At 71.7% G+C, this 25,437-nt stretch carries 21 protein-coding genes; 20 read left to right on the forward strand and 1 reads right to left on the reverse strand.

The window, feature by feature from the left end:
- The 3 genes from BLT23_RS12220 to BLT23_RS12230 all read left to right on the forward strand — a co-directional run.
- A partial coding sequence (locus BLT23_RS12220) for a glycosyltransferase (RefSeq protein WP_143035910.1) occupies positions 1-707 on the forward strand: 707 nt, incomplete at its 5' end.
- Positions 708-743: 36 nt separating this feature from the next.
- Positions 744-1,871, forward strand: coding sequence for a hypothetical protein (locus tag BLT23_RS12225; protein WP_090048630.1), 1,128 nt, complete (start codon positions 744-746; stop codon positions 1,869-1,871).
- Between the two features lie 17 nt (positions 1,872-1,888).
- On the forward strand, positions 1,889-3,064 hold the full coding sequence (locus BLT23_RS12230; protein WP_090048632.1) for a DUF5624 domain-containing protein: 1,176 nt from the start codon (positions 1,889-1,891) through the stop codon (positions 3,062-3,064).
- A 50-nt stretch (positions 3,065-3,114) separates the two neighbouring features.
- Here the strand turns inward: BLT23_RS12230 and BLT23_RS12235 are convergent, their stop codons facing one another.
- Complete coding sequence (locus tag BLT23_RS12235) at positions 3,115-4,920, reverse strand: AMP-dependent synthetase/ligase (protein ID WP_090048634.1); 1,806 nt, start codon at positions 4,918-4,920, stop codon at positions 3,115-3,117.
- 1,029 nt (positions 4,921-5,949) lie between these two features.
- On the opposite strand from BLT23_RS12235, the gene BLT23_RS12240 reads away from it, so the two are divergent.
- The 17 genes from BLT23_RS12240 to BLT23_RS12320 all read left to right on the forward strand — a co-directional run bounded on the left by BLT23_RS12240 (position 5,950) and on the right by BLT23_RS12320 (position 25,379).
- The gene (locus BLT23_RS12240; RefSeq protein ID WP_176946711.1) at positions 5,950-6,849 is read left to right on the forward strand and encodes an alpha/beta hydrolase family protein; all 900 of its coding nucleotides are present in this window, start codon (positions 5,950-5,952) and stop codon (positions 6,847-6,849) included.
- Positions 6,846-8,540, forward strand: a complete 1,695-nt coding sequence (locus BLT23_RS12245; protein WP_218133728.1) for an aldehyde dehydrogenase family protein — start codon at positions 6,846-6,848, stop codon at positions 8,538-8,540. The genes BLT23_RS12240 and BLT23_RS12245 overlap by 4 nt, the downstream gene beginning before the upstream one ends.
- A 50-nt stretch (positions 8,541-8,590) precedes the next feature.
- Positions 8,591-9,088 carry a hypothetical protein gene (locus BLT23_RS12250; RefSeq protein ID WP_090048637.1) on the forward strand — a complete coding sequence of 166 codons (498 nt, stop codon included), beginning with the start codon at positions 8,591-8,593 and terminating at the stop codon, positions 9,086-9,088.
- On the forward strand, positions 9,085-10,068 hold the full coding sequence (locus BLT23_RS12255) for a bifunctional lysylphosphatidylglycerol flippase/synthetase MprF (RefSeq protein WP_090048638.1): 984 nt from the start codon (positions 9,085-9,087) through the stop codon (positions 10,066-10,068). The genes BLT23_RS12250 and BLT23_RS12255 overlap by 4 nt, the downstream gene beginning before the upstream one ends.
- A 26-nt stretch (positions 10,069-10,094) precedes the next feature.
- Positions 10,095-11,042 (forward strand): ferritin family protein, encoded by a 948-nt coding sequence (locus tag BLT23_RS12260; protein ID WP_090048640.1) that lies wholly within the window; start codon positions 10,095-10,097, stop codon positions 11,040-11,042.
- A 31-nt stretch (positions 11,043-11,073) separates the two neighbouring features.
- The gene (locus tag BLT23_RS12265; protein ID WP_090048641.1) at positions 11,074-12,690 is read left to right on the forward strand and encodes an aldehyde dehydrogenase family protein; all 1,617 of its coding nucleotides are present in this window, start codon (positions 11,074-11,076) and stop codon (positions 12,688-12,690) included.
- Entirely contained in the window at positions 12,687-13,817 is a 1,131-nt protein-coding gene (locus tag BLT23_RS12270) for an acyl-CoA dehydrogenase family protein (protein WP_090048643.1), read from the forward strand. The genes BLT23_RS12265 and BLT23_RS12270 overlap by 4 nt, the downstream gene beginning before the upstream one ends.
- Before the next feature lie 40 nt (positions 13,818-13,857).
- The gene (locus tag BLT23_RS12275) at positions 13,858-15,123 is read left to right on the forward strand and encodes an aspartate aminotransferase family protein (RefSeq protein WP_090048672.1); all 1,266 of its coding nucleotides are present in this window, start codon (positions 13,858-13,860) and stop codon (positions 15,121-15,123) included.
- 11 nt (positions 15,124-15,134) lie between these two features.
- Positions 15,135-15,608: an SRPBCC family protein gene (locus tag BLT23_RS12280; protein WP_090048674.1), complete on the forward strand. Its 474-nt coding sequence runs from the start codon at positions 15,135-15,137 to the stop codon at positions 15,606-15,608.
- The gene (locus BLT23_RS12285; RefSeq protein WP_090048676.1) at positions 15,605-17,329 is read left to right on the forward strand and encodes a GMC family oxidoreductase N-terminal domain-containing protein; all 1,725 of its coding nucleotides are present in this window, start codon (positions 15,605-15,607) and stop codon (positions 17,327-17,329) included. Before BLT23_RS12280 ends, BLT23_RS12285 begins: the two co-directional genes overlap by 4 nt.
- Positions 17,330-18,025, forward strand: a complete 696-nt coding sequence (locus BLT23_RS12290) for an ABC transporter ATP-binding protein (RefSeq protein WP_090048678.1) — start codon at positions 17,330-17,332, stop codon at positions 18,023-18,025. It begins immediately after the preceding gene.
- The gene (locus BLT23_RS12295) at positions 18,025-20,538 is read left to right on the forward strand and encodes an FtsX-like permease family protein (protein ID WP_090048680.1); all 2,514 of its coding nucleotides are present in this window, start codon (positions 18,025-18,027) and stop codon (positions 20,536-20,538) included. The genes BLT23_RS12290 and BLT23_RS12295 overlap by 1 nt, the downstream gene beginning before the upstream one ends.
- 135 nt (positions 20,539-20,673) lie before the next feature.
- Entirely contained in the window at positions 20,674-21,831 is a 1,158-nt protein-coding gene (locus tag BLT23_RS12300; protein ID WP_090048681.1) for a sensor histidine kinase, read from the forward strand.
- Positions 21,828-22,454, forward strand: coding sequence for a response regulator transcription factor (locus tag BLT23_RS12305; protein ID WP_090048683.1), 627 nt, complete (start codon positions 21,828-21,830; stop codon positions 22,452-22,454). The genes BLT23_RS12300 and BLT23_RS12305 overlap by 4 nt, the downstream gene beginning before the upstream one ends.
- 47 nt (positions 22,455-22,501) lie before the next feature.
- Complete coding sequence (locus BLT23_RS12310) at positions 22,502-23,113, forward strand: VanZ family protein (RefSeq protein ID WP_090048685.1); 612 nt, start codon at positions 22,502-22,504, stop codon at positions 23,111-23,113.
- Entirely contained in the window at positions 23,110-24,216 is a 1,107-nt protein-coding gene (locus BLT23_RS12315; protein WP_176946712.1) for a glycosyltransferase 87 family protein, read from the forward strand. Before BLT23_RS12310 ends, BLT23_RS12315 begins: the two co-directional genes overlap by 4 nt.
- Before the next feature lie 125 nt (positions 24,217-24,341).
- The gene (locus tag BLT23_RS12320; protein WP_090048689.1) at positions 24,342-25,379 is read left to right on the forward strand and encodes an NADPH:quinone reductase; all 1,038 of its coding nucleotides are present in this window, start codon (positions 24,342-24,344) and stop codon (positions 25,377-25,379) included.
- The last annotated feature ends 58 nt before the right edge of the window (positions 25,380-25,437 follow it).

Raw genomic sequence — 25,437 nt, forward strand, 5'->3', positions numbered from 1 at the left:
CCCGCGTCTTCGGCCGCGCCGACATCGTCACCGCCCCCACCCCCCGCGCCGTGCAGCTGCTGCACGACAGCGGCTTCCCCGAACGCGCCCTGCCGGTCTCCTGCGGCATCGACATCTCCCGCTACCAGCGCGAGGTCACCCACAACGACCGCCCCACCGCCCTGTTCGTCGGCCGCCTCGATGAAGAAAAGCGCGTTGGTGAGTTCCTGCGCGCCTTGGCTCGTGTGCCCGCAGCCGTCGGTGAGATCGTCGGTGACGGCACGTGCCGATCCGAGTGGGAGAAGTTGGCTCAGGATCTCGGCATCACGGACCGGGTTCGGTTCCACGGCTTCGTCTCCGAGGACGAGCTGCTCGACGCCTACGCCCGCTGCGACCTGTTCGTCATGCCCGGCGTCGCCGAATTGCAGAGCCTCGCCACGATGGAAGCCATGGCCGCGGGCAAGCCCGTCATCGCCGCCAACGCCATGGCCCTGCCCCACCTCGTGCACTCCGGCCGCAACGGCTGGCTGTTCGAACCCGGCGACGTCAACCAGCTCACCCAGCGCCTGCACACCCTCGTCCACGACGCACCCCTGCGAACCCGCATGGGCGCCGCCAGCAGGGAAATCATTTCCCGTCACGCACTTGCCGCCACGTTGCAGCGGTTCGAAGAGCTGTACGCACAGGCGATGGGCCGCACCGCGCCCGTCACCGCACTGGCGGCCTGACCCCGATCCATCCAGCCTTTGAGACAAGGAGCATCAGTGTCCAACACCGAACCAAGCCACCCGAACGCGAAGATCCTGTCGGTCCACCAACATCTCGCCACGTCCGGTGCGCGCGCCGCGCACCTCTTCCACACCAGTCGCGGGCTGCACCTCGTCGTTCCCCAGCTGGCCGAGGACGTGCCGGGACGCGCACCGGACATGAACGGTGGCAACGCCGACGTCGACGCCATCGTCTACCGCTGGGAGAACGAGCAGTTCGTCGAGGTGAACCGCCTGCCCTCGCCCAGCGGTGAGGACGCGCTGACCTTCCACAGCGGAGGGAAGCACTACCTGGCGTTCGCCAACCTCCGCACCGGCCAAGGTCCTTACGAGACCGACGTCCACTCGCTCATCTACCGCGAGGACGAGGACGGGGAGTGGATCGTCGACGAGACGCTGCCCACCTTCGGAGCCAAGCAGTGGCACCACTTCTCGATCGGCGACCGCGAGTTCCTGGCACTGGCCCAGGGCCTGACGATGCCCGGTCTCACGCCCAAGGGCCACGGCCGTTCGGTCATCTTCGAACGCGTCGACGGGCGCTGGAAGGAGTTCCAGGTCCTGGGTGGACGGTGGGGCTACAACTGGGCGCACTTCCGCATCGCCGGACAGGACTTCCTGGCCTACGCGGACCACGTCACGCCCAGCGTCGTCTACCGCTGGGACGGCGAGTCCTTCATCCCGTACCAGACCTTCGCGGAGAAGTTCGGCCGGAGCTTCCTGCACTTCTCGCAGGACGGCGAGGAGTGGCTGGCCTTCGCGTGCATCAACGGCGACTCGACGCTCTACCGCTGGAACGGTGAGCTCTTCGAGCCGCACCAGTCACTCGGTGGCCTCGGTGGCCGTGAGTTCACGCTCTTCCGCCACGGGGGCGGCCTGTTCCTCGTCCGCGTCTGCTTCATCGAGGGCAGGCCGCCCGTCGCCAGGACCGACCTGATGTCGCAGCTCTACAAGTGGGCCGACGGGAAGTTCGAGGTGGTCGAGGAGTTCCCCACCTTCGGCGGCACGGACGCGGGCTTCTTCGAAGCCGGCGGGAAGACCTTCCTGGTCGTCGCCAACAGCCTCACCCCGGACGTGCGGTTCCGCCAGGACAGCGTCGTCTACGAGCTCTCACTCGACAACGCCTGACCCAGAAGGACGATTCGATGCGATACCAGCCCAACCCGCACTTCATGAAGCTGTTCGAGATGTTCACCTCCGCCCCAGACAGCATCGGGCACACCCTGCAGCGGCGGCTGGGCGACGCCCACTCCGACGCCCCGTTGCTGCTCGCGACCGGCACCGACCTGGTGCTGTTCCCCGGCGGCGGGCGCCCGCCCACGTCGGTCGACTTCCGCAAGGGCACCAGGGGGTTCTTCGAGATCACCGCGGTCTCGCACCTCGGCCTCGCGGTCCCCTACCTGGCCAGGCTGCGCGAGCTCGGCGACTTCGGCTGCAAGAAGACCGCCAGGGAGCTCATCGCGCAGTGCCGCGTCGTCCAGGACTTCAACAGCGTCTCGTACTGGCGTGACGAGGTCGCGGTCAGCGCGTGGCGCGGGCACGAGGAGAAGATCACCGACCTCGTCGACTACACCTGCGCGACCACCGCGGACTACCTGGAACGCGCGATCGGCGACCCGAAGCTGCTGAACTTCGAGTACCTGCGGGCGAACCTGATCGAGGGCGACGGACCGGACGCGGTGCCCGTGTCGTTCAACGACATGATGGCGGCCACCTTCGCCCTGTCGGCACTGGACTCGCTGCACCGCAGCCTGAAGTGGCTGCACGAGCAGTCCGTCGACTGGGCCAGGCTGATGGTGATCGTCGCCGGTGGCGCCGGACGTCCGAGCGCAGGGCTGACGTGGCAGAGCAACAACCTGTGCCCGCTGCTGTACGAAGCCTCCGGCCACCGGCTCGACCCGGCCAAGGTGATCATCGCGCCGTCCGCCCCGACCGTCGAGCCCGAGCAGCTCGCCGACCGCGAGTTCTCCGCCAGGGCGGAGGCGCAGTACCGCAAGTTCTGGTACGGCTGCCTGTCGTCGGCGGAGATGAGCCGGGTGATCTGGCCGGGCTACCCGGCGTTCGAGAAGCGCATCGACCAGGTGCCGGTGGTCGACGCCGACACCAGGGTGGTCGACGCCATGCCGCGCGTCCGGTCCGTCGACGACAAGCGGGCGATCGTGACCAGGCTGCGCTACGTCATGGAGGACCCCGGCGCGCAGATCGCGACCGCCGGCATGCAGTTCGTGCTGGACCAGCTGAGCGCCAACGGGAACCGGCCGGAGCTCGTCGAGCTCCCCGGCTTCACCCACATCACCTACCCGGTGGCGTCGCGGAGGTAGGGCACCGCGACAGCCCTGGTCCGGAGAGGACCAGGGCCGTCGCGGCGGGGTCAGCGCGAGGGGACCTGCTCGGAGTAGCACGCCTCGACCTCGTCGGCGAACGCCTCGACCACCACCCCGCGTTTGATCTTCAGCGAGGGCGTCAGGTAGCCGTTCTCCGCGGTGAACTCCGCCGACAGGACGCGGAACCTGCGGATCGACTCCGCCTGGGACACCGCGGCGTTCCCGAGGTCGACGGCCTCCTGGAGGTCGGCGCGCAGGTCGGGGTCGTCGCGCAGGTCGGCCACGGTCGCCTCGGCCGGCTTGCCCCTGTTCCGCTTCCACAGCTCGAACTGCTGGGGATCGACGGTGAGCAGCGCGGCCACGTACCGGCGGCCGTCGCCCACCACGACCGCGTTGCCCACCAGCGGGTGGCTGTTGACGCGGTCCTCCATGATGCCGGGGGAGACGTTCTTGCCGCCACTGGTCACCAGGATGTCCTTGCTGCGCCCGGTGATGACGAGGTAGCCGCCGTCGTCGACCCGGCCGAGGTCGCCGGTGGTGAACCACCCGTCCGCGAAGGACTCCCGGGTCGCCTCCTCGTTGTTCCAGTAGCCCTGGAACACGGTCGGTCCCTTGATCAGCACCTCGCCGGCCTCGGAGATCCGGATCGACATGCCGGGCAGCGGCCGTCCCGCCGTGCCGGGCCGGAACGCGTCAGGGGTGTTGAGGGTGGCGGTCGAGGTGGTCTCGGTCAGCCCGTAGCCCTCCAGCACGGTGATGCCCGCGGAGTGGAAGAAGTGGACGAGCCTCGGCGAGAGCGCGGCGCCGCCCGACAGGACGTACCGGCAGCGGCCACCGAGGACCTCGCGCAGCCTGCGGTACACGAGCCGGTCGAAGACGGCGTGCCGCGCGCGCAGCAGGGGTCCCGGCGAAGCGGACGACGAGTGCGCGACGGCCGTGTCCTCCGCGGCGTCGAACACCTTCCCCTTGCCGCTGCCGTGGGCCTTCTGCCGGGCACCGTGGTAGATCTTCTCCAGCACGTACGGGACGGCGAGGACGAACGTCGGGCGGAACGTGGCGAGGTCGGCCACCGCGTCGCGGACGTGCGAGGTGTGGCCCAGGGTGACCCCCGCCGACACCGCGCCGATCTGGAGCATCCTGCCGACGACGTGCGCCAGTGGCAGGAACAGCAGGGTGGACGCGGCCTCCGCGCCGTCCGCCTTGAACAGCGGCTGCAGCATCTCCACCGTGTGCCGCGCCTCGGCGAGGAAGTTCGAGTGGGTCAGCACGCATCCCTTGGGGCGTCCGGTGGTGCCCGACGTGTAGATGATCGTGGCGACCTCGGAGTTCTCCGTCGCCGCCCGGTTGGCCAGGACGTCCTGCGCGGGAACCGCGGAACCGGTCTTCGCCAGCTCTCCGGCCGCGTCCTCGATCCGCCACACGGGGGCGTCGCGCCCGGCCTTGGCGAACGCGCCGCGCGTCAGGCGCTCGTGCTGCTCGGTCTCCACGATCGCCGCGCTCGCCCCGGAGTCGGCGACGATCCAGTCCACCTGTTCCTCGGAGGAGGTGACGTAGACCGGCACGGAGATCGCGCGGGCCGCCCAGAGGGCGAAGTCGAACAACGTCCACTCGTAGCGGGTCGACGACAGGATCACCACCCGGTCGCCGGGGCGCACCCCGGACGCGACGAGACCTCGCGCCACCCGCACGACCTCGTCCCGGAACTCGCGGGCGGTCACGGGGGTCCAGCCCGCTCGCGTCTTGCGGCGGAACGCGACGGACGCCGGGCTCCGCTGGGCGTTGAGGTGCACGAACTCGGCCAGGCCGCCGGTGGCCTGCTCGGTGGGCAGCGGAGCGGTGGCGACCTCGCGCATGGGAACTCCTGGTGTGAGAGCCGGTGCCCGAGGTGTTCGAAAGCAACCGGCTCGCGACCCGTCATGTGAACGACGGGCGAAGTCCGCGCCGGATACCCGAATGCGAACGCGAGCGGTGGCGGAAGATATTCGAGAAACGGGCCGGGACGTAACGGCAGAATATTAACGGCCATGATCGGGTGATGCGCGTCACTGTGGCGGCGATGCGCGAATGCGAATTCCTGGACAGGTGTTGTGAGCTGCTCTTTTGCTTGAGGTCGGGTGCGGTTTCCCGGACGGGGGCCTGGTGGGGAGCGCTGTGTGATCTCATTTGGTGGCTCAAATGCATCGGTCGTTGATGTAAATGTGCCTCCGTAGGTCGCGGGGGGAGAGGGGGAATGCTTTTGGAATGCCGCCCCGGTGGCGGGTCGCACTCTGGGGGACGGATCGCGGCTGTGGCGGGAGCGTGCGGGAAGATGATGTTGAAAAAGCTTGTTTGTGCAGGTTGACGTGGTGGCGAGCGTTGATCTTGCGCGTGTCGTGCGTCCGTTTGGCCGCGTCCGTCGAGCGGACGTCATATAACGAGACAATCACAGATGCATGGTGTGGACAACTTTTCAGGTGCCCTTTCGTTCATGTTGTTCGGGTCCGTTGGACGTGTCTCAACAGGGTTCTCCGGCTCGCGCGGACAGGGCTTCGACAGCATTTGAGCTGATCATGGGACGTCTGGGCGGTCCGTGCGGCGCCGTTTCGGTGGGCCTCGCCCGGAAATGCATCGGTGACCAATGCGTTCGCGAGGTGGTCCGATTCGCGGCGAGCCGGTCCGGGCGGGTTGTTTCCTTGGTTATGGTTGACGTGCTCCGCGACCCGCAGTCGTGTCCATTCCGGGAGTCCGGCGACTTCGACCTGGTTCACGCGGCGCGAATCTGCTTATCCGAACGTTCTCGCGTTCGTCCTTGCACACAGTCAGGCCCTGGTCCCGTGGAGGCGTGTCGTGGTTCACCTGTTCTGCTCCGCTCCGGCGGCGGCACCGCTGGGCGGGTGCCCGCGATGAGCGGTGACGTGACCACGGACGACGCGCGGCTGCTCGTGCTCCCGGTCGACGACCGGGACCACCTGGGCCTGCGGGTGTTCGACCCGGCCGCGCAGGACGACAGGGCGCCGGTCGTCCTCGTCGTCCCCGCGATGGGGATCGTCGCCACCTACTACGACCCGCTGGCGCGCGGCGTGGCCGCTACCGGCTCCCCGGTCGTCGTCTGCGACCTGCGCGGTCACGGCGGCAGCACGCCCGGTGTCTCCCGCGCGTCCCGGTTCGGGCAGCAGGAGCTGGTGGCGGTCGACCTCCCGGCGGCGGTCGCGGTGACGCGGCGGGAGTTCCCCGGCAGGCCCGTCGTGCTGCTCGGCCACAGCATCGGCGGACAGCTCGGCGCCGCCTACCTAGGCAGGCCGGAGGCGGACGTCGACGGGCTCGCCCTGATCGCGTCCGGCACCCCCCACCACCGCGTCTACCCGCGGCTGCGGGGCCTGCGGGTGCTGCTGGGCACCCAGACCGCCGCCCTGCTGGGCAGGGCGTGGGGTTACTTCCCCGGTGACAGGGTCGGGTTCGGGGGCAGGGAGTCCGCCCGCGTCATCACCGACTGGGCGCGGTTCGCGCGCACCGGCCGCTTCGCCCCCGCCGGCGCCGACCTCGACTACGAGCAGGCCATGTCGCGTGTGGACCTGCCGGTGCTCGTCGTGTCCGTCGAGGGCGACCTCATGCACACGCCCGCCGCGATGGACGAGCTGACCGGGAAGCTCGCGAGCAAGCGGGTCACCCGGCTCCGCTACACCGCGGCGGACGCGGGGCAGAAGCTCGACCGGTACCGCTGGGTCCGCGTCCCCGGCCCGCTGCCGGGGTGGCTGCGGGACTGGTGGCGCGACGTCTCGGACGACGAGGGGGCACAGTCGTGAGCACGGCTGACGGCAAGGCGTCCGACCCGCTGGCCGCGGTGCACGGGCAGGCGGGGGAGTGGGCCGCGCTGCCGCTCGCCGAGAAGCGCGACCTCCTCGCGCGGATGCGGGAGCGCGTCGCGCGCGTGGCACCGGAGTGGGTGCGGTTGTCCTGCGAGGGCAAGGGAATCCCGCTCGGGTCGACGCTGGAGAGCGAGGAGTGGCTGGCCGGCCCTTACGCCGTGCTCGGCTACCTCGGCGCCCTGGAGCGCACCGTGGCCGTCCTCGCCGACGGCGGTGACCCGCTGGAGCGGGTGCGCGTCCGGCAGCGCCCGGACGGCAGGCTCGCCTTGCGCGTGCTGCCCCACGACCTGTCCGACCGGTTGCTGCTCAACGGTTTCGGCGCCGAGATGTGGACCACGCCCGGTGTCACGCGCACCGAGCTGCGGGAGAGCGTCGCCCGGCGGCTGCGCGCACGCGAGGTCACCGGGGGCGCGGCGCTCGTGCTCGGGGCCGGCAACGTGTCGGCCACCGCGCCGCTCGACGTGCTGTACAAGCTCTACTACGACAACGCGGTCTCGGTCTGCAAGCTCAGCCCGGTCAACGGCTACCTCAAGCCGGTGCTGGAGGACGTCTTCGCGCCGTTCGTCGAACGAGGGTTCGTCGCCTTCGCCTCCGGCGGCGCCGACGTCGGCGCGCGGCTCGTGACCGACGACCGGACCGCCACCGTGCACATCACGGGTAGCCGCGCCGCCCACGACCGCATCGTGTTCGGTGACGCCGCACCGGGTGCCGGCCGCGCCCCGTTGCTGAGCAAGCCCATCACCAGCGAGCTGGGCGGGGTCGGCGCCACCGTCGTCCTGCCCGGCCCGTGGACCGCGGCCGACCTGAGGTACCAGGCGTGGCACACCGCCACCCAGAAGCTGAACAACAGCGGGTTCAACTGCACGGCCTCGCAGGTCGTGGTGCTGCCCGCCGACTGGGAGCACGCCGACGTCTTCGTCGCCGAGCTGCGCGCCGCCCTGCGTGCCGCGCCGTCGCGCCCCGGCTACTACCCCGGGACGGACGACCGCCTGGACGCGGCGCTCGCCGCGCATCCCGGCGCGGAGGACCTGGGCACCGGCTGCCGGAGGCTGTTCATCCCCGCCCTCGACCCGGACGCCGCGGCGGAACCGTTGTTCCGGGAGGAGTTCTTCGCTCCCGTGCAGGGTGTCGTGCGACTGCCCGGCACGCCGCCGGAGTACCTGCGCTCCGTCGTCGACTTCTGCAACACGACGCTGGACGGCACGCTCGGCGTCAACCTCGTCGTCCACCCGAGGACCCGCGCGGCGATGGGCGCCAGGTTCGACGAGACCCTGGTGGCACTGCGCTTCGGCGCCATCGCGGTCAACACGTGGACCTCGCTCGGCTACATCACGCCGAGGGTCGGCTGGGGCGCGTTCCCCGGCCACGACCTGCACGACGCGGGCAGCGGCGTCGGCCGCACCCACAACGCGCTGCTCGTCGACCACGTCGAGCGCACCGTCCTGACCGGCCCGTTCCGCCCGGCACCCCGGTCGCTGCTGCACGGCGAGGCGGCGGTCATGCCGTTGCCGCCGTGGTTCCTGAACAACGCCACCGGACAGCGCACGGCCCGCCTGCTCACCCGGTTCGCCGCAGAACCGGGGCCCCTGCGGCTCGCGGCCGTGGCTCTGTCCGCGGTCAGGCCCTGACCCCACCGACGCACGCCCGCTCTTCCCGAGGCGGCCCCGAAAGGATTCCTGTGGACCACGTCAACCACTTCGACACCAAGGCGACGTACTGGATCATGCGCGCCGAGTACCTCGTCGGGTTCATCGTGTGCGCGGTGCTGATGCTGACGCACCTGGGCGACATCCGGTGGTGGGCCGCCATCGTGCTGTTCTTCTCGATCGACGTCATCGGCTACTACCCCGGCGCGATCGCGTTCAAGCGCGCCGGCGGCGGGCCGATCCACAAGGCGTACTACGTCCTCTACAACACGATGCACAACTGGTTCGCGGCCGCGGCCATCGTCGGTGTGTGGATCCTGGTCGCGGGCCCGGAGTGGGCCCTGCTCGCCATCCCGCTGCACCTGTGCGCCGACCGCGGCCTGCTGGGCAACACGCTCAAGCCGTTCAGCATCGCCTTCGAGCCCGAGCCGCTGCCCGCGTTCCAGGCGTTCATGGCCCAGGTGACCGGGCAGCGCCCGCAGCGCCAGGTGCGCGTCGACCGGGCGGAGCCGAAGGTCGCCGCGTCGTGATCACCGCGGAGGACGAGGAGATCCTGACGTCGCTGCGGAAGTACGGCGACCACCCGAGCGGGTTCCTGGCCTACAACCAGGACACCAGCCATTTCCGCGGCGAACGCGTGCCCGGCACCGTCGCCTACCGGGTGCGGGGCCGGCACGTCGTGCAGCTGTGCGGTCCTCTCACGCACGAGGAGCACAAGGCCGCCCTGCTGGCCGAGTTCCGCGCGTGGGCCGCACGCGAGCGGCTGCGGATCTGCACCGTGCAGCTGTCGAGGAGCGACGCCGGCCTCTACGCGGAGGAAGGCTTCGTGGTCAACCAGCTCGGCCGCTCCTACAGCGTCGACCTGGAACGGTTCACGATGCGCGGCGGCCCGCTGGCCAAGGTCCGGCAGAACATCGCCCGCGCCAAGCGGGACGGCGTCACCGTCGAGGAGAGCACCGGGCAGGACGACGCGCTCGCGGCGATCGACGCCCGGTGGCTGCGCGCCAAGGGCCGCCACGTCAAGGAGCTCGACTTCATGATCGGCGAGCGGGGCGGCAGGGGCGCCGCCCACCGCCGGGTCTTCGTGGCGAGCGTCGCCGGCCGCCCGATCGCCTACATCTCCTACTCCCCGGCGTTCGGCAGCAGGCCGGGGTGGCTCTACGACCTGACCCGCCGCGACCCCGGCGCACCCGTCGGGACGATCGAGCTGGTCAACGTCACCGCCCTGCTCCGGTTCCAGGAGGAGGGCGCGGGCTGGCTGCACCTCGGCCACACGCCGTTCGCCGGTCTGGCCGCCGGAAACGAGCTGCCGGGAGCGTCCAGCAAGGTCGTCTCCCGCGTCACCGGTGTGATCGCCGAGCACGGCAAGGCGGTCTACCCCGCCCGCACCCAGGAAGCGTTCAAGCGCAAGTGGGCGCCGCACGTCGTCGAGCCGGAGTACGTCGCCTTCGAGGGCGGCGTCTCCCTCTCCGCGCTGTGGAACCTGCTCCGGCTCACCAGAGCCGTCTGACATCCCATCTCGAGGAAGAAACACCGATGGACAACACGATCAGGCCCGAAGTCGACTGGGACAACACCGTTCCCGTGCTCGAAGGGGCCAGGACCCTCGAACTGACGCCGGAGAACTGCGACCTGCAGTACTGGCTGGACGAGGTCGCGGGCAGGCTGCTGCGCCGCATCCCCACCGGCCACACGCCCGGCGCCGACGTCCCCGAGCAGGTGCTCAAGCCCGGCCCGCTGCGCGACGCGCTCATCGAGGAGTTCGCCTTCCGCTCGATCGCGGAGGAGAAGGTCGCCCGCGCGCTCGGCCACCTGGTCGCCCTCGCGCCGGACCGCATCACCACCGAGTTCTTCGCCACCCAGCTGCTCGACGAGGCCCGGCACGCCCGCGTGTTCCGCGACCACCTCGCCGAGATCGGCATCCCCGAGGCCGAGATCGACAGCACCATCACCGCGGTGGCGGGCAAGCCGATCGAGTCCGTGCTCGACCCGCTGGAGGACTTCGGCCTGACCGTGATCCGCGACCAGCGCGACTTCTACGGCGGCGTCATCATCCTCACCGTCCTCGTCGAGGGCGTGCTCGCGCCGTTCGGCGAGCTGAGCGAGCGCAAGTGGGCCGAGCTGGACCCGGCGGGCGCCGAGATCGAGCGCGGCGCGGGCATGGACGAGATCCGCCACCTCTCCGTGGGCAGCAGCGTGGTCAAGCGCCACCTGCAGGAGCAGCCCGGCGAGCGGGGACGCATCCTCGAGCTGATCGGCCGCGGCCGCGCGATGTGGGAGAACCTCCCGATGCAGCCGGTGCTGTTCCAGCGCGAGAGCCTGTTCCAGCAGGGCCTGGAGGAGTGGGGCCACCTGATCCCGGACTACGAGGTCTGGCCGGGCCGCAAGCTCGTCGACACCAGCGCCGAGGAGCGCATGGTCACGGCCGCCACCTGGTCCCAGGAGACGCAGGACATCCGCCTGCGCTACATGGGCCTCCTCTGAACGACCTCCTGCGAACAGAACCAGTGAAGACGTGAAGACATATCCTTCGTACATCGCGGGACAGGACGTCCCGACCGACAAGTGGATCTACACGATCCGCGCGTCCAGCCTGTTCGCGGACGCGTTCAGCGCCATCAGGCTGAAGCGCGAGCTGGCCGGTGCCGGTGAACCCGACACCACCGACGAGCGCATCGTCGGCCGCGTCGCGCTGACCTCCGCCGAGCAGTGCCGGCAGGCGCTGCGGGCCGCCCGTGCCGCGCAGCCCGCGTGGGCGGCGATGCCGCTGGAGACCAGGCTCCGGTTCGGCCGGCTCTTCCACGAGCGGGCCATCGCCCGCCGGGAGGAGTTCATCGAGGTCCTCGTCGCCGAGGGCCACCCCCGCAGGCTCTCCGAGTGGGAGGTCGCGGGTGTCATCCAGGGCACGGCCCCGGAGACGCTCGCCGTCAACGCGCGGATGATGGAGCAGCGGGAGCACATCGGCGACCGGGAGGTCCGCCTGGTCCGCAAGCCGGACGGCGTCGTGTGCCTGAGCCCGCCGCAGAACGCGGCGGCCTCCAACTCGCTGCTCGGCGTGCCGGCCCTCATCGCGGGCAACAGCCTCGTGGTGAAGGCGCCGCGCAGCGCCCCCTACGGCGTGGCCTGGGCGTGGCGCGAGCTCGTCGTGCCGTCGTTGCAGGACGTCGGCGCTCCCGACGGCGTGCTGAACATCGTCTGCGGCGTGCCGAACGTGCTGCTCGACCAGTGGCTCGCCAGCGACGACGTCGACGACATCATGTACTTCGGCGGCAGCGAGCGCGGCATCGAGATCGGCAAGCGCTGCGTCGAGCACGGCAAGAAGTCGGTGCTGGAGCTCGCGGGCAACGACGGTGTGCTGGTCTGGGAGGACGCCGACCTCGGCAACGCGGCGCAGGCCGTCGCGGAGTGCTTCTACGGCTCCAGCCAGATCTGCATGGTGCCCAAGTACGTCATCGCCCACCCGCGGATCGCCGACGAGTTCATCGAGCGGGTCAAGACGATCGTCGCCGAGATCCGGCCGGGCCGGCCGGAGGACCCCGACGTGCTCCTCTCTCCGGTGTTGCGCACCACCGAGTTCTTCAGCGTCCTCGACGAGGCGGTGGCCGCGGGCGCCGAGCTGGTGCACGGCGGCCAGCGCATCGCGGAGGACGGCACCCCCGACTCGTCCGGCGTGTTCCTGCAGCCCACCCTCGTGCGGGTCGACGGCTACGACAGCGCGGACAAGCTGCGGGCGGTGCGCAGCGAGACGTTCTACCCGCTGCTGTCCATCGTCGTGCCCGGGGTGGACGTGCCCGGTGACGCGTTCGGCGAGGCGCTGCGGTTCATGAACGGCAACCCCTACGGGCTGCGCAACTCGCTGTGGTCGGAGGACTCCGCGCTCGTCGAGCGGTTCTGCGCCGAGCTGAGCTCCGGCGGCATCCTCAAGGTCAACGACAGCCACCTCGGCTTCGTGCCCGGCCTGCCCACGCACGGCGGCACCGGGCTGTCCGGCGGTCCGTTCGGCGAGGTCAACTTCCCGATGCTGCGGACCAGCCACCTGCAGGCGATCTCCATCGCCACGAACGTGTCCCCGCGTTCGCGGGTGTTCGAGAGCGCGCTGCCGCCCGCCGGAACCCCCGAGGTCGCGCTGTGAAGTTCCTGCGGCGCGAGTACGACACCCTGGAAGCACTGCTTCCCGGACTGGACAAGGCGTTGAGCGCGGTGCCGCTCAGCGAGCTGGAGCGGCGCGGCGGTCCCGGCATCGCCGCGTTCCGCGAGGCGGGCGGGGCCGGGCTGCTGGTGCCGTCCGAGCACGGCGGCATCGGCGCCGGCGCACGCGACGCGGTGCGCTGCACGCGTGCCATCGCCACCCGGTCGCCGTCCGTGGCCGTCGCGGCCACGATGCACAACTTCTCGGTGGCCAGCCTGGTGACGCTCAACGCCACCAGCACCGGCTTCGAGTGGCTGCTGCTCGACGCGGTCGCCCGCGACCGGCGGATGATGAGCAGCGCGTTCGCCGAGGGGCGCACGGGCCAGGGCGTGCTGACGCCCACGATGTCCGCGCGCCGCACCGAGGGCGGCTGGCTGGTCTCCGGCAGCAAGAAGCCGTGCAGCCTGTCCGCCTCGATGGACCTCATCACGGCGAGCGTGGCGCTGACGGAGGACGACGGCACGAGCAGCCTCGGCATCGCCGTCATCCCGGCCGCCACCGAGGGCATCACGGTGCGGCCGTTCTGGAACTCGCTCGTGCTCGCGGGTGCGGAGAGCGACGAGGTGGTGCTCGCCGACGTGCTGGTGCCGGACGAGCTGATGATCAAGCCGGTGCTCGACCCGGAGACGAACCTCGACGACCTGAACACCACCGGGCTCGTGTGGTTCACGCTGCTGGTCTCCGCCGTCTACCTCGGCACGGCCAGCGCGCTGGTGGACCGGCTGCTCGAGTCCGGTCGCGGCGACACCGCGACGCGCGTCGACGTGGTGACGGACCTGGAGGCGAGCGCGCTCGCGCTCGACCGGGTCGCCTGGACCGTCGACTCCGGCCAGTCGGGCAACGACGTCCTGGCCGAGGCGCTCACCACCCGGTACGCCATGCAGCGCACGATCCGGCGGGTCGTCGGCACGACCGTCGAGCTGCTCGGCGGCATGGCCTTCGTGTCGTCGCCGGACGTCAGCCTCCTCGCGGCCAGCGTGCACGCGCTGGCGTTCCACCCGCCGGGGAGGACGTCCACGGCGGCCTCCCTCGAGCGCTACCACGCGGGACACCCGCTCCGCATCGACTAGGGACGGGCACCCCTCCCTTCGTTACCGAATCCTGGAACCAATGACCTCCACACAGTCAGCGCTCCCGTCGGAGCGCGAGCTCCTCGACGCCTTCCGCACCCACCTGAGCCGCGGCCGCGCCTCGCTCGGCGAGATGTTCGGCGGCTTCTGGGAGACCGCGTCCAGCGGTGCCTCCGTGCACACCTCCGACGGGCAGCGGTTCGTCAACTGCGCCGGCTACGGCGTGTTCATCCTCGGCGGCACCCACCCGCACGTCACCGAGGCCGTCGCGACCCAGGTGCGCACCAACCCCGTCGCCACCCGGCTCCTGCTCGAACCGGTGAGCGCCGCCGCCGCGAAGACCCTCGTCGACGTGTGCCCGCCGGGACTCACCAAGGTCCACTTCGTCGGCTCCGGCACCGAGGCCACCGAGACCGCCATCAAGATGGCGCGCGCCAACGGCAGGCGGCGGCTCATCACCACCGTCAACGGCTACCACGGCAAGACCCTCGGGGCGCTCAGCGTCACGGCCCGCGAGATCTACCAGAACTCCTTCACACCGCTGCTTCCCGACGTCACCGCCGTGCCGTTCGGCGACGTCGAGGCGATGGAGGCGGCGCTGCGCGACGGCCCGCCCGCGTGCATCATCGTCGAGCCGGTGCAGGGCGAGGGAGGCGTCGTGTTCCCGCCGGAGGGGTACCTCACCGCGCTCGGTGAGCTGCGCACCCGCTACGGCGCGTTCCTGGTCGTCGACGAGATCCTCACCGGGCTCGGCAGGCTCGGGCGCTGGTGGGGCCACGGCACCGAGACCGTCACCCCGGACGTGATGCTGGTCGGCAAGGGCCTGTCCGGCGGTGTCGTGCCGGTGGCCGCCGCCGTCGCGACGGCCGAGGCGTACGCGCCGTTCGACAAGGACCCGTTCCTGCACACCTCCACGTTCTCCGCGGCGCCGATCGCGGTCGCCGCCGCGAAGGCCGCGATCGAGGCGATCGTCATGGAGGACGCCGTCGCGAAGGCCGCGAAGATCGGCGCGGAGCTCAAGCGGCGCGTCAGCGACTCCGCCGGGCGCCACTGCCCGCACCTCGTCACCGAGGTCCGCGGCGAGGGCCTGCTCGTCGGCGTGGAGATGGCGGACCCCGGCCTGGCAGGCGAGCTGGTGCTGGAGCTCATCGACGGGCGCGTGCTCGTCAACCACTCGATGAACAACTCACGGGTCCTGCGTCTGACGCCGCCCGCCACGATCTCGGCGGACGACCTCGACCAGGTGACCACAGGCTTCGACAGCGCGTTTTCCGTGCTCGCCGGGCGTTTCCCGGCGAGCCGGTGAGGAGGGACGCCATGCAGATCGTGCGGATCGACGGCATCGTGCCGGGCCGGCAGGCCACCGAGGTGTACGAGACCGTCATCGACTTCGGCCGCTACGTCGAGCTCGTCGAGACGGTGCGCGAGATCGAGATCGAGCCCGCCGCGGCGGACGGTTCGGTCGTGAGCCACTGGGCGGTGAACTTCCGCAACGGCATCCTGCGCTGGACCGAGCTCGACGAGTTCGACCGGGACGGCCTCGTCAGCCGCTTCACCCAGACCGCGGGCGACTTCGAGACCTTCGCGGGCGAGTGGCGGGTGAGCCAGGAGGGCGACGACGTGGCCGTCTCCTTCCACGCCGAGTTCGACTTCGGCGTGCCGACCCTGGCGAGCATCATCGACCCGGTCGCGATCCGCGTGCTGACCGAGTCCATGAAGGACATCCTCACCGGGCTCTTCGACGGCACCGTCGAGTTCCTGCCGCCGAGGCTCCCGGCCGGCGTCCGGTGAGCACCGCCGGGCACGACTACGACGTGCTCGTCGTCGGGTCGGGGTTCAGCGGCGCGGTGACGGCGCTGCGGCTGACCGAGAAGGGCTACCGGGTCGGTGTGCTGGAAGCCGGGTGGCGCTTCGCGGACTCGGACTTCCCGAAGAGCTCGTGGCACCTGCGGAAGTACCTGTTCGCGCCGAAGCTCGGGCTGCGCGGGTTCCAGCGCATGAGCAAGCTGGGCCCGCTCATCGTGCCCACGGGCGCCGGTGTCGGCGGTGGCTCACTGGTCTTCGCGAACACGCTCTACGAGCCGGGGCAGGGCTTCTACGACGACCCGGCCTGGTCCGGCATCACGGACTGGCGCGACGAGCTGGCGCCGCACCTCGACCAGGCGCGGCGCATGCTCGGCTCGGCGGTGAACCCGACGACGACACCCACCGACCGGGCCGTGCGCGCGGTCGCCGAGGAGATGGGCGCCGGCGCCACGTTCCGGCCGCTGCCCGTGGCCGTCCACTTCGGACCGCCGCGGGAGGTGGACGACCCGTACTTCGGGGGGACGGGACCGAAGCGCTCCGGCTGCCGGGAGTGCGGCGAGTGCCTGACCGGCTGCCGGTACGGCGCGAAGAACACGGTCGTCAAGAACTACCTGTACCTGGCGGAGAAGGCGGGCGCGGAGGTCCTCGCGCAGACCACCGTCCGCTCGGTCCGCCCGCTCGACGGGACCGGCGCCGCCGGGTACGCCGTGCACACCGTGCGGACCGGGGCGTGGTTCCCCGGCCGGACGGCGAAGGTGCTCACCGCGCAGCAGGTCGTGTTCGCGGCGGGCGCTCTCGGCACGCAGCGGCTGCTGCACCGGCTGGTGCGGGAAGGCGCGCTCACCGAGGTCTCGCCGAAGCTCGGCAGCCTCACCAGGGCGCCCTCCGACCTGCTGGCCGCCGTCGCCCCGAAGGTGACGGAGGACGACTACAGCACCGGTGTGGCCGCCACGTCGGCGTTCCGCCCCGACGAGGACACCCTCGTCCAGGCGGGTCGCTACGGCCGCGGCTCGAACTCGATGGGTCTCGCCACGACGCCGTTCGTCGACGCGGTGGGCACGGCGCCGCGCTGGCTGCGCTGGCTCGGCCAGGTCGTGCGGCACCCGCGCACCGCCGCGCGGTTCCTGAACGTCCGCCGGTGGTCCGAGCGGTCGATCATCGTGTTCGTGGTGCGCCGCGGCGCGGGCACGCTGACCGTGTCGCCGAAGGCGCGGGGAGGGCTCACCGCCCGCCCCGACCCCGGTGCGCTGCCCACCGTCACCTCCGAGCTGGTCGGCGACGTCGTGCGCAGGACCGCCGCGCGGATCGGCGGCGTTCCGGCCGGCACCCTGCCGGGACTGGCGCACGTGCCGGTGGTCCTGCCGTTCGTCGGCGGCTGCCCGATCGGCGAGACGCCCGAGACCGGTGTCGTCGACCCCTACCACCGGCTGCACGGGTACACCGGTCTGCACGTCGTCGACGGCTCGACCGTCACGGCCGACGCGGGCGTGAACCCGTCGCTCACCATCACCGCGCAGGCCGAGCGCGCCATGGCGTTCTGGCCCAACCGCGGTGAGACCGACCAGCGGCCCGCGCAGGGGACCGGCTACCGGCGGGTCGAGCCGGTGCCCCCCGCGAAGCCGGTCGTCCCGCCGCACGCGCCCGGCGCGCTGCGCTGGTCCCGCCCCGCCGATCAGAAGTCGTCCGTTGCCCAGAAAGGGAGTTGAGTGACCGCGAGCCCAGTGTTGCGCGCCGAGGGAGTGAGCCGGGAGTTCGGCCGCGGCGAGACCGTGACGAAGGTGCTGCACGACTGCCACCTCGAGGTGTACGCGGGGCAGACCGTGGCCATCGTCGGCAAGAGTGGCAGCGGCAAGTCCACGTTCGCCAACTGCCTGTCCGGCCTGGACCGGCCCACCGGCGGCCGGATCACCCTGCTCGGCCAGGACCTCGCCGAGCTGGACGAGCCCCGGATGGCGCGGATGCGGGCCGAGCACATCGGGTTCGTGCTGCAGAAGGACAACCTGGTCCCGACGCTCACCCTGGAGGAGAACGTCGCGGCCCCGCTGATCATGTCCGGGGTGAAGCTCTCGGCGGCGCTGGAACGGGCGCGGGCCGCACTGGCGGAGGTCGGTCTCACGCACCGGGCCCGCAGCTGGCCGGGGCAGGTCTCCGGCGGCGAGGCGCAGCGCGCCGCGGTGGCCAGGGCGTGCGTGAGCGAACCCGCGATCGTCTTCGCCGACGAGCCGACCGGCGCGCTGGACGAGGAGAACGGCCTGCGCGTGCAGGAACTGCTGCGCGCGATGGTGAAGGAACGCGGCGCGGCCACCGTGATCATCACGCACGACCTGGACCTGGCGGCGGGCGCCGACGTCGTCGCCACCATGACGGCGGGCACGCTGCGCGCGGCGGGACGGGTCTTCTGATGGCCCTGGACGCGACCATGCTGGTGTCCCGCTCCCTCATGCGGAGCTGGTACTTCCGGCCTGCCAGGCTGGCCGCGGCGATCGCCGCGGGCATCGCGGGCGTGCTGCTGACCACCGCGGTGCTGGTCGTCTACTTCGCCGTCTACGACGCCCTGCGGGGAGCGCCGATCACGGCCGTGCGCGACGAGGTCGTCGCCGTGGAGGCCAGTGCCCCCGCCGGCCTGGCGCCGTCGGTCGTCGACGAGGTCGGGCAGCGGACCGGCCTGCCGACGACCTCGATGCTCGTGGTCAGCGCCAGCCGCCTGCAGGACGACGGCACCACCACGCCGATGCTGGTGTTCGGTGTCGAGCCGGAGCTGGGTGACTTCGTCGACGACGACCTCGCCGAGCAGACCCGCGAGCACCCGCTCGGTCCCGGCGAGGTGTACCTGGCCGCCGCGTGGGCCGACCAACGCGGCGTCAAGGCGGGGGACGAGATCCGCGTCGGCGGCACGACCGACGTGCGGACGTGGAAGGTCGCCGCGATCCTGCGCGGCGAGGTCGCCAACCGCGGCTCGGTGATCATCGCGCCCCGCCCCGTCGTCGCGGAGGCGTTCGGGCGCGGCGAGTTCACCGACGTGGTCCTGGTCGACCAGCGCGGCCAGGACCGGGCCCGCGTGGTCGCCGACGCCACGGCCGCCGTCGACGGCGCGGCCGCGGTGAAGGACCCGAAGGACCTGCTGTCCGGGTACCGCAAGTCGTTCCAGACGTTCCTGACCATCCTCGCCATGTTCGCGGTCATCGCCGTGCTCACCGCGGGGGTCGTGCTGTACCTGACCTGGCGGCTCGCGCTGGACGACGCCCGCCCGGCGCTCGCGCGGATGCGCCTGACCGGGGTGCGCACGTCGCACCTGATGGCGGGCTCGGCCGCGGTGATGGTGCCGATCCTGCTGGTCAGCTACGCGATCGGCGTCGTGCTCGGCGTGCTCGTCGGCAGCAGGCTCGACTCGTTCAGCCGCCAGATCACCGACCTGAGCCAGCAGGCCGTCACCCCGGGCACGCCGTGGCAGCTGCCCGCACTGGGCGCGCTGCTGGCGGTCGTGCTCATGTTCCTCGCGGCGTGGGTGTCCGGCGTGCGGCGGTTCACCAAGGTGGAGGCGATCGAGGCGGTGTCCGGGCGCGGCGAGGTCGCCGTGCTGCCGGGCGGCGTGCGCAAGCCGTTCCTCCTCGGGGCGGGCCTGCTCGTCACCGGGGTGCTCGTCGTGCTGCTGGGGCCTCCGCTCGTGCAGTCGGTGGGCCTGGTGCCGCTGCTGGGCGGCGCGGCGCTGCTGAGCGTCGTGCTGCCGGTCGTCATCGGGCTGGCGCTGCGCAAGGGCGAGCCGGGCCCGGTGCGGCTGGCCGTGAGCAGGCAGCTGCAGCTGGGATGGCGGCGCAACGCGGCGCTGTGCGTGACGTTCACCGTGTCCGTGGTGTCCGCGGTCGGCATGGCCGGCGTCGCGGGCAGCATCCGGCACGAGGTGGCCGCGTCCGTCGAGCGGTGGACGCCGGGCGACCTCTACGTGCAGGCCGCGCCGCTGGGCACCAACCTGCGCAACGAGACCCTGCCCAGGGAGCTGGAGCAGGAGCTGCGCGCGGTGGACGGGGTCGAGGCGGTCACCACGTTCTCGTTCACCTACCTGGAGCTCGACGGACGCCGCGTCCAGGTGTGGAGCTGGGCCCGGTCGGACCTCGACCGCCTCTCGCGCCTCACCGTCACCGAGGGCCCCGCGGACGTCCTGACCCTGCTGGGCCAGGACGACATCGCCGTGTCGGTCAACTACGCGGACGCCCAGGGCGTGGAGGTCGGTGACCGGCTCGACCTGCCGCTGCCCACCGGCCACCGCTCGGTGACCATCAAGGCCGTGGTCGACGACTCGGCTTCGGACGGCGGCATGCTGATCGCGAGCCCCGAGCTGTACGCGGAGCTGACCGGGTCGACCCAGGTCTACGCGTTCTTCGTCGGGGTCGGCGCCTCCGCCGACAAGGCGGTCGTCCGCGACGCCTTGGCCGCCGTCGTCTCCGACGCCCACCCGAGGTCACGGGTCGTGACGCAGCAGATCCTGCGCGACACCGTCGCGAACATCACCGCTCGGCTGGTCAGCGCCTTCGAGGTGTTCGCCTGGGTGATGTTCGTGCTGGCCGTGCTGATCGGCGCGGCGTCGCTGGCGTCGGGCCTGGTGGACCGCAAGCGCGCCAACGCCCTGCTGCGGCTCAGCGGTGCGACGGCCAAGACCGTGCGCAGGCAGCTGACGGTCGAGGTGGTGCTGATCGCCGCCGGGTCGGCCCTGGTGTCGCTGCCGGTGGGGTGGCTCGCGATCGTGGCGCTGCTCGACGCGCAGGCGGTGCAGAGCGGGATCAGACCACCGGTCGAGATCCCGGTGCTGCTCAGCGCGCTGAGCCTGCCGCTGGTGATCGCCTGCATGCTGCTGGCGCTGGTGATCGCCAAGCCGGGCAAGGCCAACACCCCGTTGCGGGACCTGCTCGCGCAGGACTGAGCACGGCGCACGGGAGCGGCGGCGACGACCGGGTCGCCGCCGCTCCCGTGCGTTCGCCCGGACTGGCCGGATGGCCAGTCACCTCGGCTGGAAGGGCGAGGCAGGTCGTCCACCCCGGCTCGTACGATCGCGGACGTGTCGGAACTCCGCAACGGGCTGCTGGTCGCGACCGCGGTCACGGCGACCTTGCTCTCCCAGGTCGCGGCCACCTGGCCACTGCGCGGCCGGGAGGTCGCCGTCCTGGCGCTGGTCGCCGTCACCGGCGCGGCGGCGGCGTTCCTGCGGCCCACCGTCGTCGCGGCCGTCACCGCGGGCGTCTCCGTGTTCGTCGTCACCGGGCTGCTCATCGGGTTCAGCCGGGCGTTCTTCCAGAAAGGCCCCGGCGTCGGCGGGGAGGCGGACCTCCAGTTCGCCCCGCTGAACGCGGCCGAGGCGGTGGCGCTCGTCGTGCTGGTCGTCGAGCTCGTCCGGAAGGCGAGTCCACGGGTCGCGGCGGTGGGCGTCGCGGCGGTGACACTGGCCGCCCTCCACGCCGCGCTGGTTCGCCGGGCTTCCGCTTTCTCCGTCGGTGACGACGTCCTGCTCGTTCTGCTCGTCGGGGTCGCCGCCGTGTGCGTCGGCGTGGCGTTGCGGATGCGGGGGCAGTCACGTGCCCTGCTGGCGGCTGCGGCAGAGGAACGGGCGCGGCGCGACGAGCGGCTCGACATGGCCCGTGAGCTGCACGACGTCGTGGCACACCACGTGACCGGCATGCTCGTGCAGGCGCAGGCGGCGCTCGTGGTGGCGGAGCAGGACAAGGACAGGGCCTGCGCGATGCTGCCGGGGATCGTGGACGGCGGCACGGACGCCTTGGGAGCGATGCGGTCGATGGTCAGGACGCTGCGCGACGACAGTGCCGCGGCCTCGGCCGCGACCGCCACCACCGACCTCACGGCCGACCTGCGCGCGCTGGGGGAGAAGTCCGGTCTCCCCGTGAAGATGAGCATCGAGCTGCCGGAGATCGTCCGGCCGGAGCTGGGAAGATCGGTGCTGAGGCTGGTGCAGGAGGCGTTGACCAACGTGCGCAAGCACGCGCGTGACGCGACGTGCGTCGAGGTCGACGTGCGGCTGACGGCCAACGCCGTGTTGTTGTCCATTGTGGACAACGGGTCGGCGCGGCCGTCGCATTCGGGAGGCTTCGGGCTGGTGGGGATGCGGGAGCGGGTGCACGAGCTGGGCGGGCGCTTCTTCGCGGGCGCCACGGGTGAGGGCTGGCTCGTGACGGCCGAGCTGCCGCTGGAGGTGGCCGCGTGATCCCGGTGCTCATCGCCGAGGACCAGGACATGGTCAGGGCGGGGTTCCGGCTGATCCTGGAGGCGCAGCCGGACGTCACCGTGGTCGCGGACGTGGCGGACGGGCTCAGCGCGGTCCAGCGGGCCCGCGAGCTCCAGCCGCAGGTGTGCCTGGTCGACGTGCGGATGCCCGGCCTGGACGGCCTGGAGGTCACGCGGCGGCTCGTGCCGCACACCCGCGTCGTGGTGGTCACGACGTTCGACACCGACGAGGTGCTGGACAAGGCGCTGGACCTCGGCGCGTGCGGGTTCCTCACCAAGGACGCGAGCCCGGGCCTGCTGGTCGAGGCGGTCAGGTCGGCGGCGCGGGGTGACGTCCTCGTGTCACCGCAGGTGGTCTCACGGGTGTTGCGGCGCTCGGCGCAGCCGGTCGTGAACACCGAGTCCGACGTGCTGAACGCGCGTGAGCTGGAGGTCGTGCGCCTCGTGGCGCAGGGGATGAGCAACAACGAGATCGCGGCCGGGCTGAAGCTGTCCGTGTCGTCGATCAAGGCGTACCTCGCGTCGGTGCAGGCGAAGGTGGGCGCCCGCAACCGCGTCGAGATCGTCGCGTGGGCGTTCCGCGCGCGCGTGGTGGCCACCTGACCGTGGCCGTCCGGCCAGTCCCGCGCTGATCGCCTGTCCTGACGGCCATGATCTTGTGGCCGTCGGACCGATCCGGCGGCACCCCGTCCGGCGGCACGCTCGTCCACATCGGATTCGGTGTGGACGAAAGGTTCTGGGCTGTGGTGGAAGAGGCGTGGTACGCGCTCCTGCAGATCTCCGAGGCGCTCTCGAACCCGCTCATCGCGGCAGGAGTGGTGCTCGGAGCGGTCGCGCTGGGCGCGGGCGGGTGGTTCGCGGCCGTCCGGTGCGGGTGGAGGCCGGTTCCGTCGGTGCTGGCGGGCATCTCACTGGGTGTCGTGCTGGGCGTGACGTTCTCGCGCACACTGCCGGACTGGGCGGGCCGCGACCAGTTCTGCCAGCTCAACGGTTTCTCGTTGAACGGCTCGGCGGAGCTGTTGAACGCCTTGCTGTTCGTGCCGCTGGTGTTCTGCGCGGTCCTGGCGACCCGGCGCCCGCTCGCGGTGGCGGTGTCCGGGGTGGCGTTGAGCGCGGTGATCGAGATCGTGCAGCCGCTCACCAGGCGCGGGCTGTGCGAGACGCAGGACTTCCTCAACAACAGCGCGGGAGCCGTGGTGGCGGCCGCTCTCGCCGCCGGTGTGGTCGTGCTGGAAAGGCGTCGCCGGGCGGTGGCGCGGTGAGCTTCCTGCGCGACCCCCGGCGGGTCTGCGCCGCCGTCGCGGCCGGCCTCCTCGTCTGGGTCTGCGTGCGGAGCCTCGGTTCCGGTGTGCTGGACCTGAGGGTCTACCTCGAAGGCGGCGCGGCCTGGCGGTCGGGGACGGACCTGTACACCGCGGACTTCCACGGGCCCAACGGGTTGCCGTTCACCTACCCGCCGTTCGCGGCGCTGTTGTTCAGCGCGTTCACCCCGCTGCCCCTGCCGGTCGCCGCCGCAGTGTTCACCGCCGCCGGCATCGCGCTCTTCGTCGCCGCCTGCCGTGCCGCCGCCCCGCACGGGCAGGCCGCGTACGGGCTGGCCGCGTTGTGCCTGCTGCTCGAACCGCTGCGGGGCGGCCTCGACCTCGGCCAGGTCAACCTGGTCCTGATCGGCCTCGTCGCCCTCGACTGCCTGCTGCCGCGCACCCCGTGGCCGCGCGGCCTGCTCGTCGGACTGGCCGCCGCGATCAAGCTGACCCCGCTGGTCTTCGTGCTGTTCTTCCTGTGCCGCAAGCGTTGGCGACCGGCGCTGACCGTCGTGGCGACGTTCGCGGCGTGCGCCCTGACCGGCTGGCTGCTCGCACCCGGCCAGTCGCAGCGGTTCTGGTTCCACGCGATGCTCGACCCGGAGCGCGTCGGCGGTCTCGCCTACAGCGCCAACCAGTCGTTGCGCGGCCTGCTGTTCCGGCTCGGCGCACCCGAGTCCGTGTGGCTGGTCCTGGCGCTGGCCGTGGTGGCGGTGACCGTGCTGGTGCTGCCAGGACTCCGCGACGACCTCACGGCGCTCGTGGCCGTCGCGGCGGCGGGACTGCTGATCTCGCCGGTGTCCTGGTCGCACCACTGGGTGTGGATCGCACCCGCCCTGGTGCTGCTGCGCGGCCGGACGCGGGTCGCGGTCGCCGCGGCGTTCGCCGTCGGCCCGCACTGGCTCCTCCCGACGGCGGGCGACCGCGAGCTGGCGTGGACCTGGTGGCAGCACCTGGTCGGCAACAGCTACGTGTGGCTGGGCCTCGCCTTCCTCGGCTGGTGCGTGGTCGCAACGGCCAAGACGCGGCGGCCCGCCGAGGTCCGCACCGCAGCTGTGTGAACGCGGGAAAAACATCCGGCGCCGGGGAATTAACCGGGGTATCCCCCGGTTGTCCGGGGTGCGGCACCGCTGTGACAGCGCTGTCCCGAATGCGGTCGAACCAGGCTTTGGGAAGGAAATCTTCGGTGAAAGCAGTCGTCTACAGCCGGCACGGCGGTCCGGAAGTCCTGTCGCTGACCGAGCGCGACGTGCCGGAACCCGGCCCCGGTGAGGTGCGGGTGCGGGTGGTCGTCTCCGCCGTCAACCCCACCGACTGGAAGGCCAGGACGGGCCTCGTCCTCGCGGATGCGCCCGACATCCCGGAGACCGTCCCCAACCAGGACGGCGCGGGTGTCGTCGACGCGGTCGGGCCCGATGTCACCGGCTACGCCGTGGGTGACCGCGTCTGGCTGATCCTGGCCGCCGCCTACGGCCCTGACGCGGGCACCGCGCAGGAGTACGCGGTGCTGCCGGTCGAGAAGCTCGCCCCGCTGCCCGATGGCGTCGGGTTCGACGAAGGCGCGGGCTTCGGCATTCCCGCGCTCACGGCGCACCGCGCGCTCACGGTCGGCGAGGACGGCCCGTCGCGTCTCGCGCCCGGTGCGCTCGAAGGCAAGACCGTGCTGGTCAGCGGAGGCGCCGGTGCCGTCGGCAACGCCGCCATCCAGCTCGCCAGGTGGGCGGGGGCCGTGGTGGTCACCACGGTCAGCAACGACGCCAAGGCCGCGCTCGCCGAGGCCGCCGGCGCCCACCACGTGCTGCGCTACCCCGACGCCCAGCTCGGCTCGCGCATCCGCGAGATCGCTCCCGAGGGCGTCGACCTGGTGGTCGAGGTGGCGGCCAGCGTGAACGCCGAGCTGAACCTGGAGGTGCTGCGCACCCGCGGCACGATCGCGATCTACGGCGACGACCGGGGTACCGGCATGCTCAGCCTGGAGTTCATGGCGAACGTGTCGCTGAACGTGCGCTACCAGTACCTGGTGCTGTACACGGTCGGCGTGGACAAGCTGCTGGCCGGTGCCGAGGACGTCAACGCGGCGCTGGCCGACGGCGGGCTGCGGCTCGGCGAGGACAGGGGAGTTCCGGTGCACCGGTTCCCGCTGGCCGACACCGCCGAGGCGCACCGCGCGGTGGAGAACGGCGTCACGGGCAAGGTCCTGATCGACGTCAGCCCGGCTTCGTGAGCGATGTCCTCCCCGCTCCGGTCGGGGGAGCGGGGAGGACGTTCCATTGTGGACTGTC

The organism is Lentzea fradiae (assembly GCF_900100955.1).
Lineage (GTDB): Bacteria > Actinomycetota > Actinomycetes > Mycobacteriales > Pseudonocardiaceae > Lentzea > Lentzea fradiae.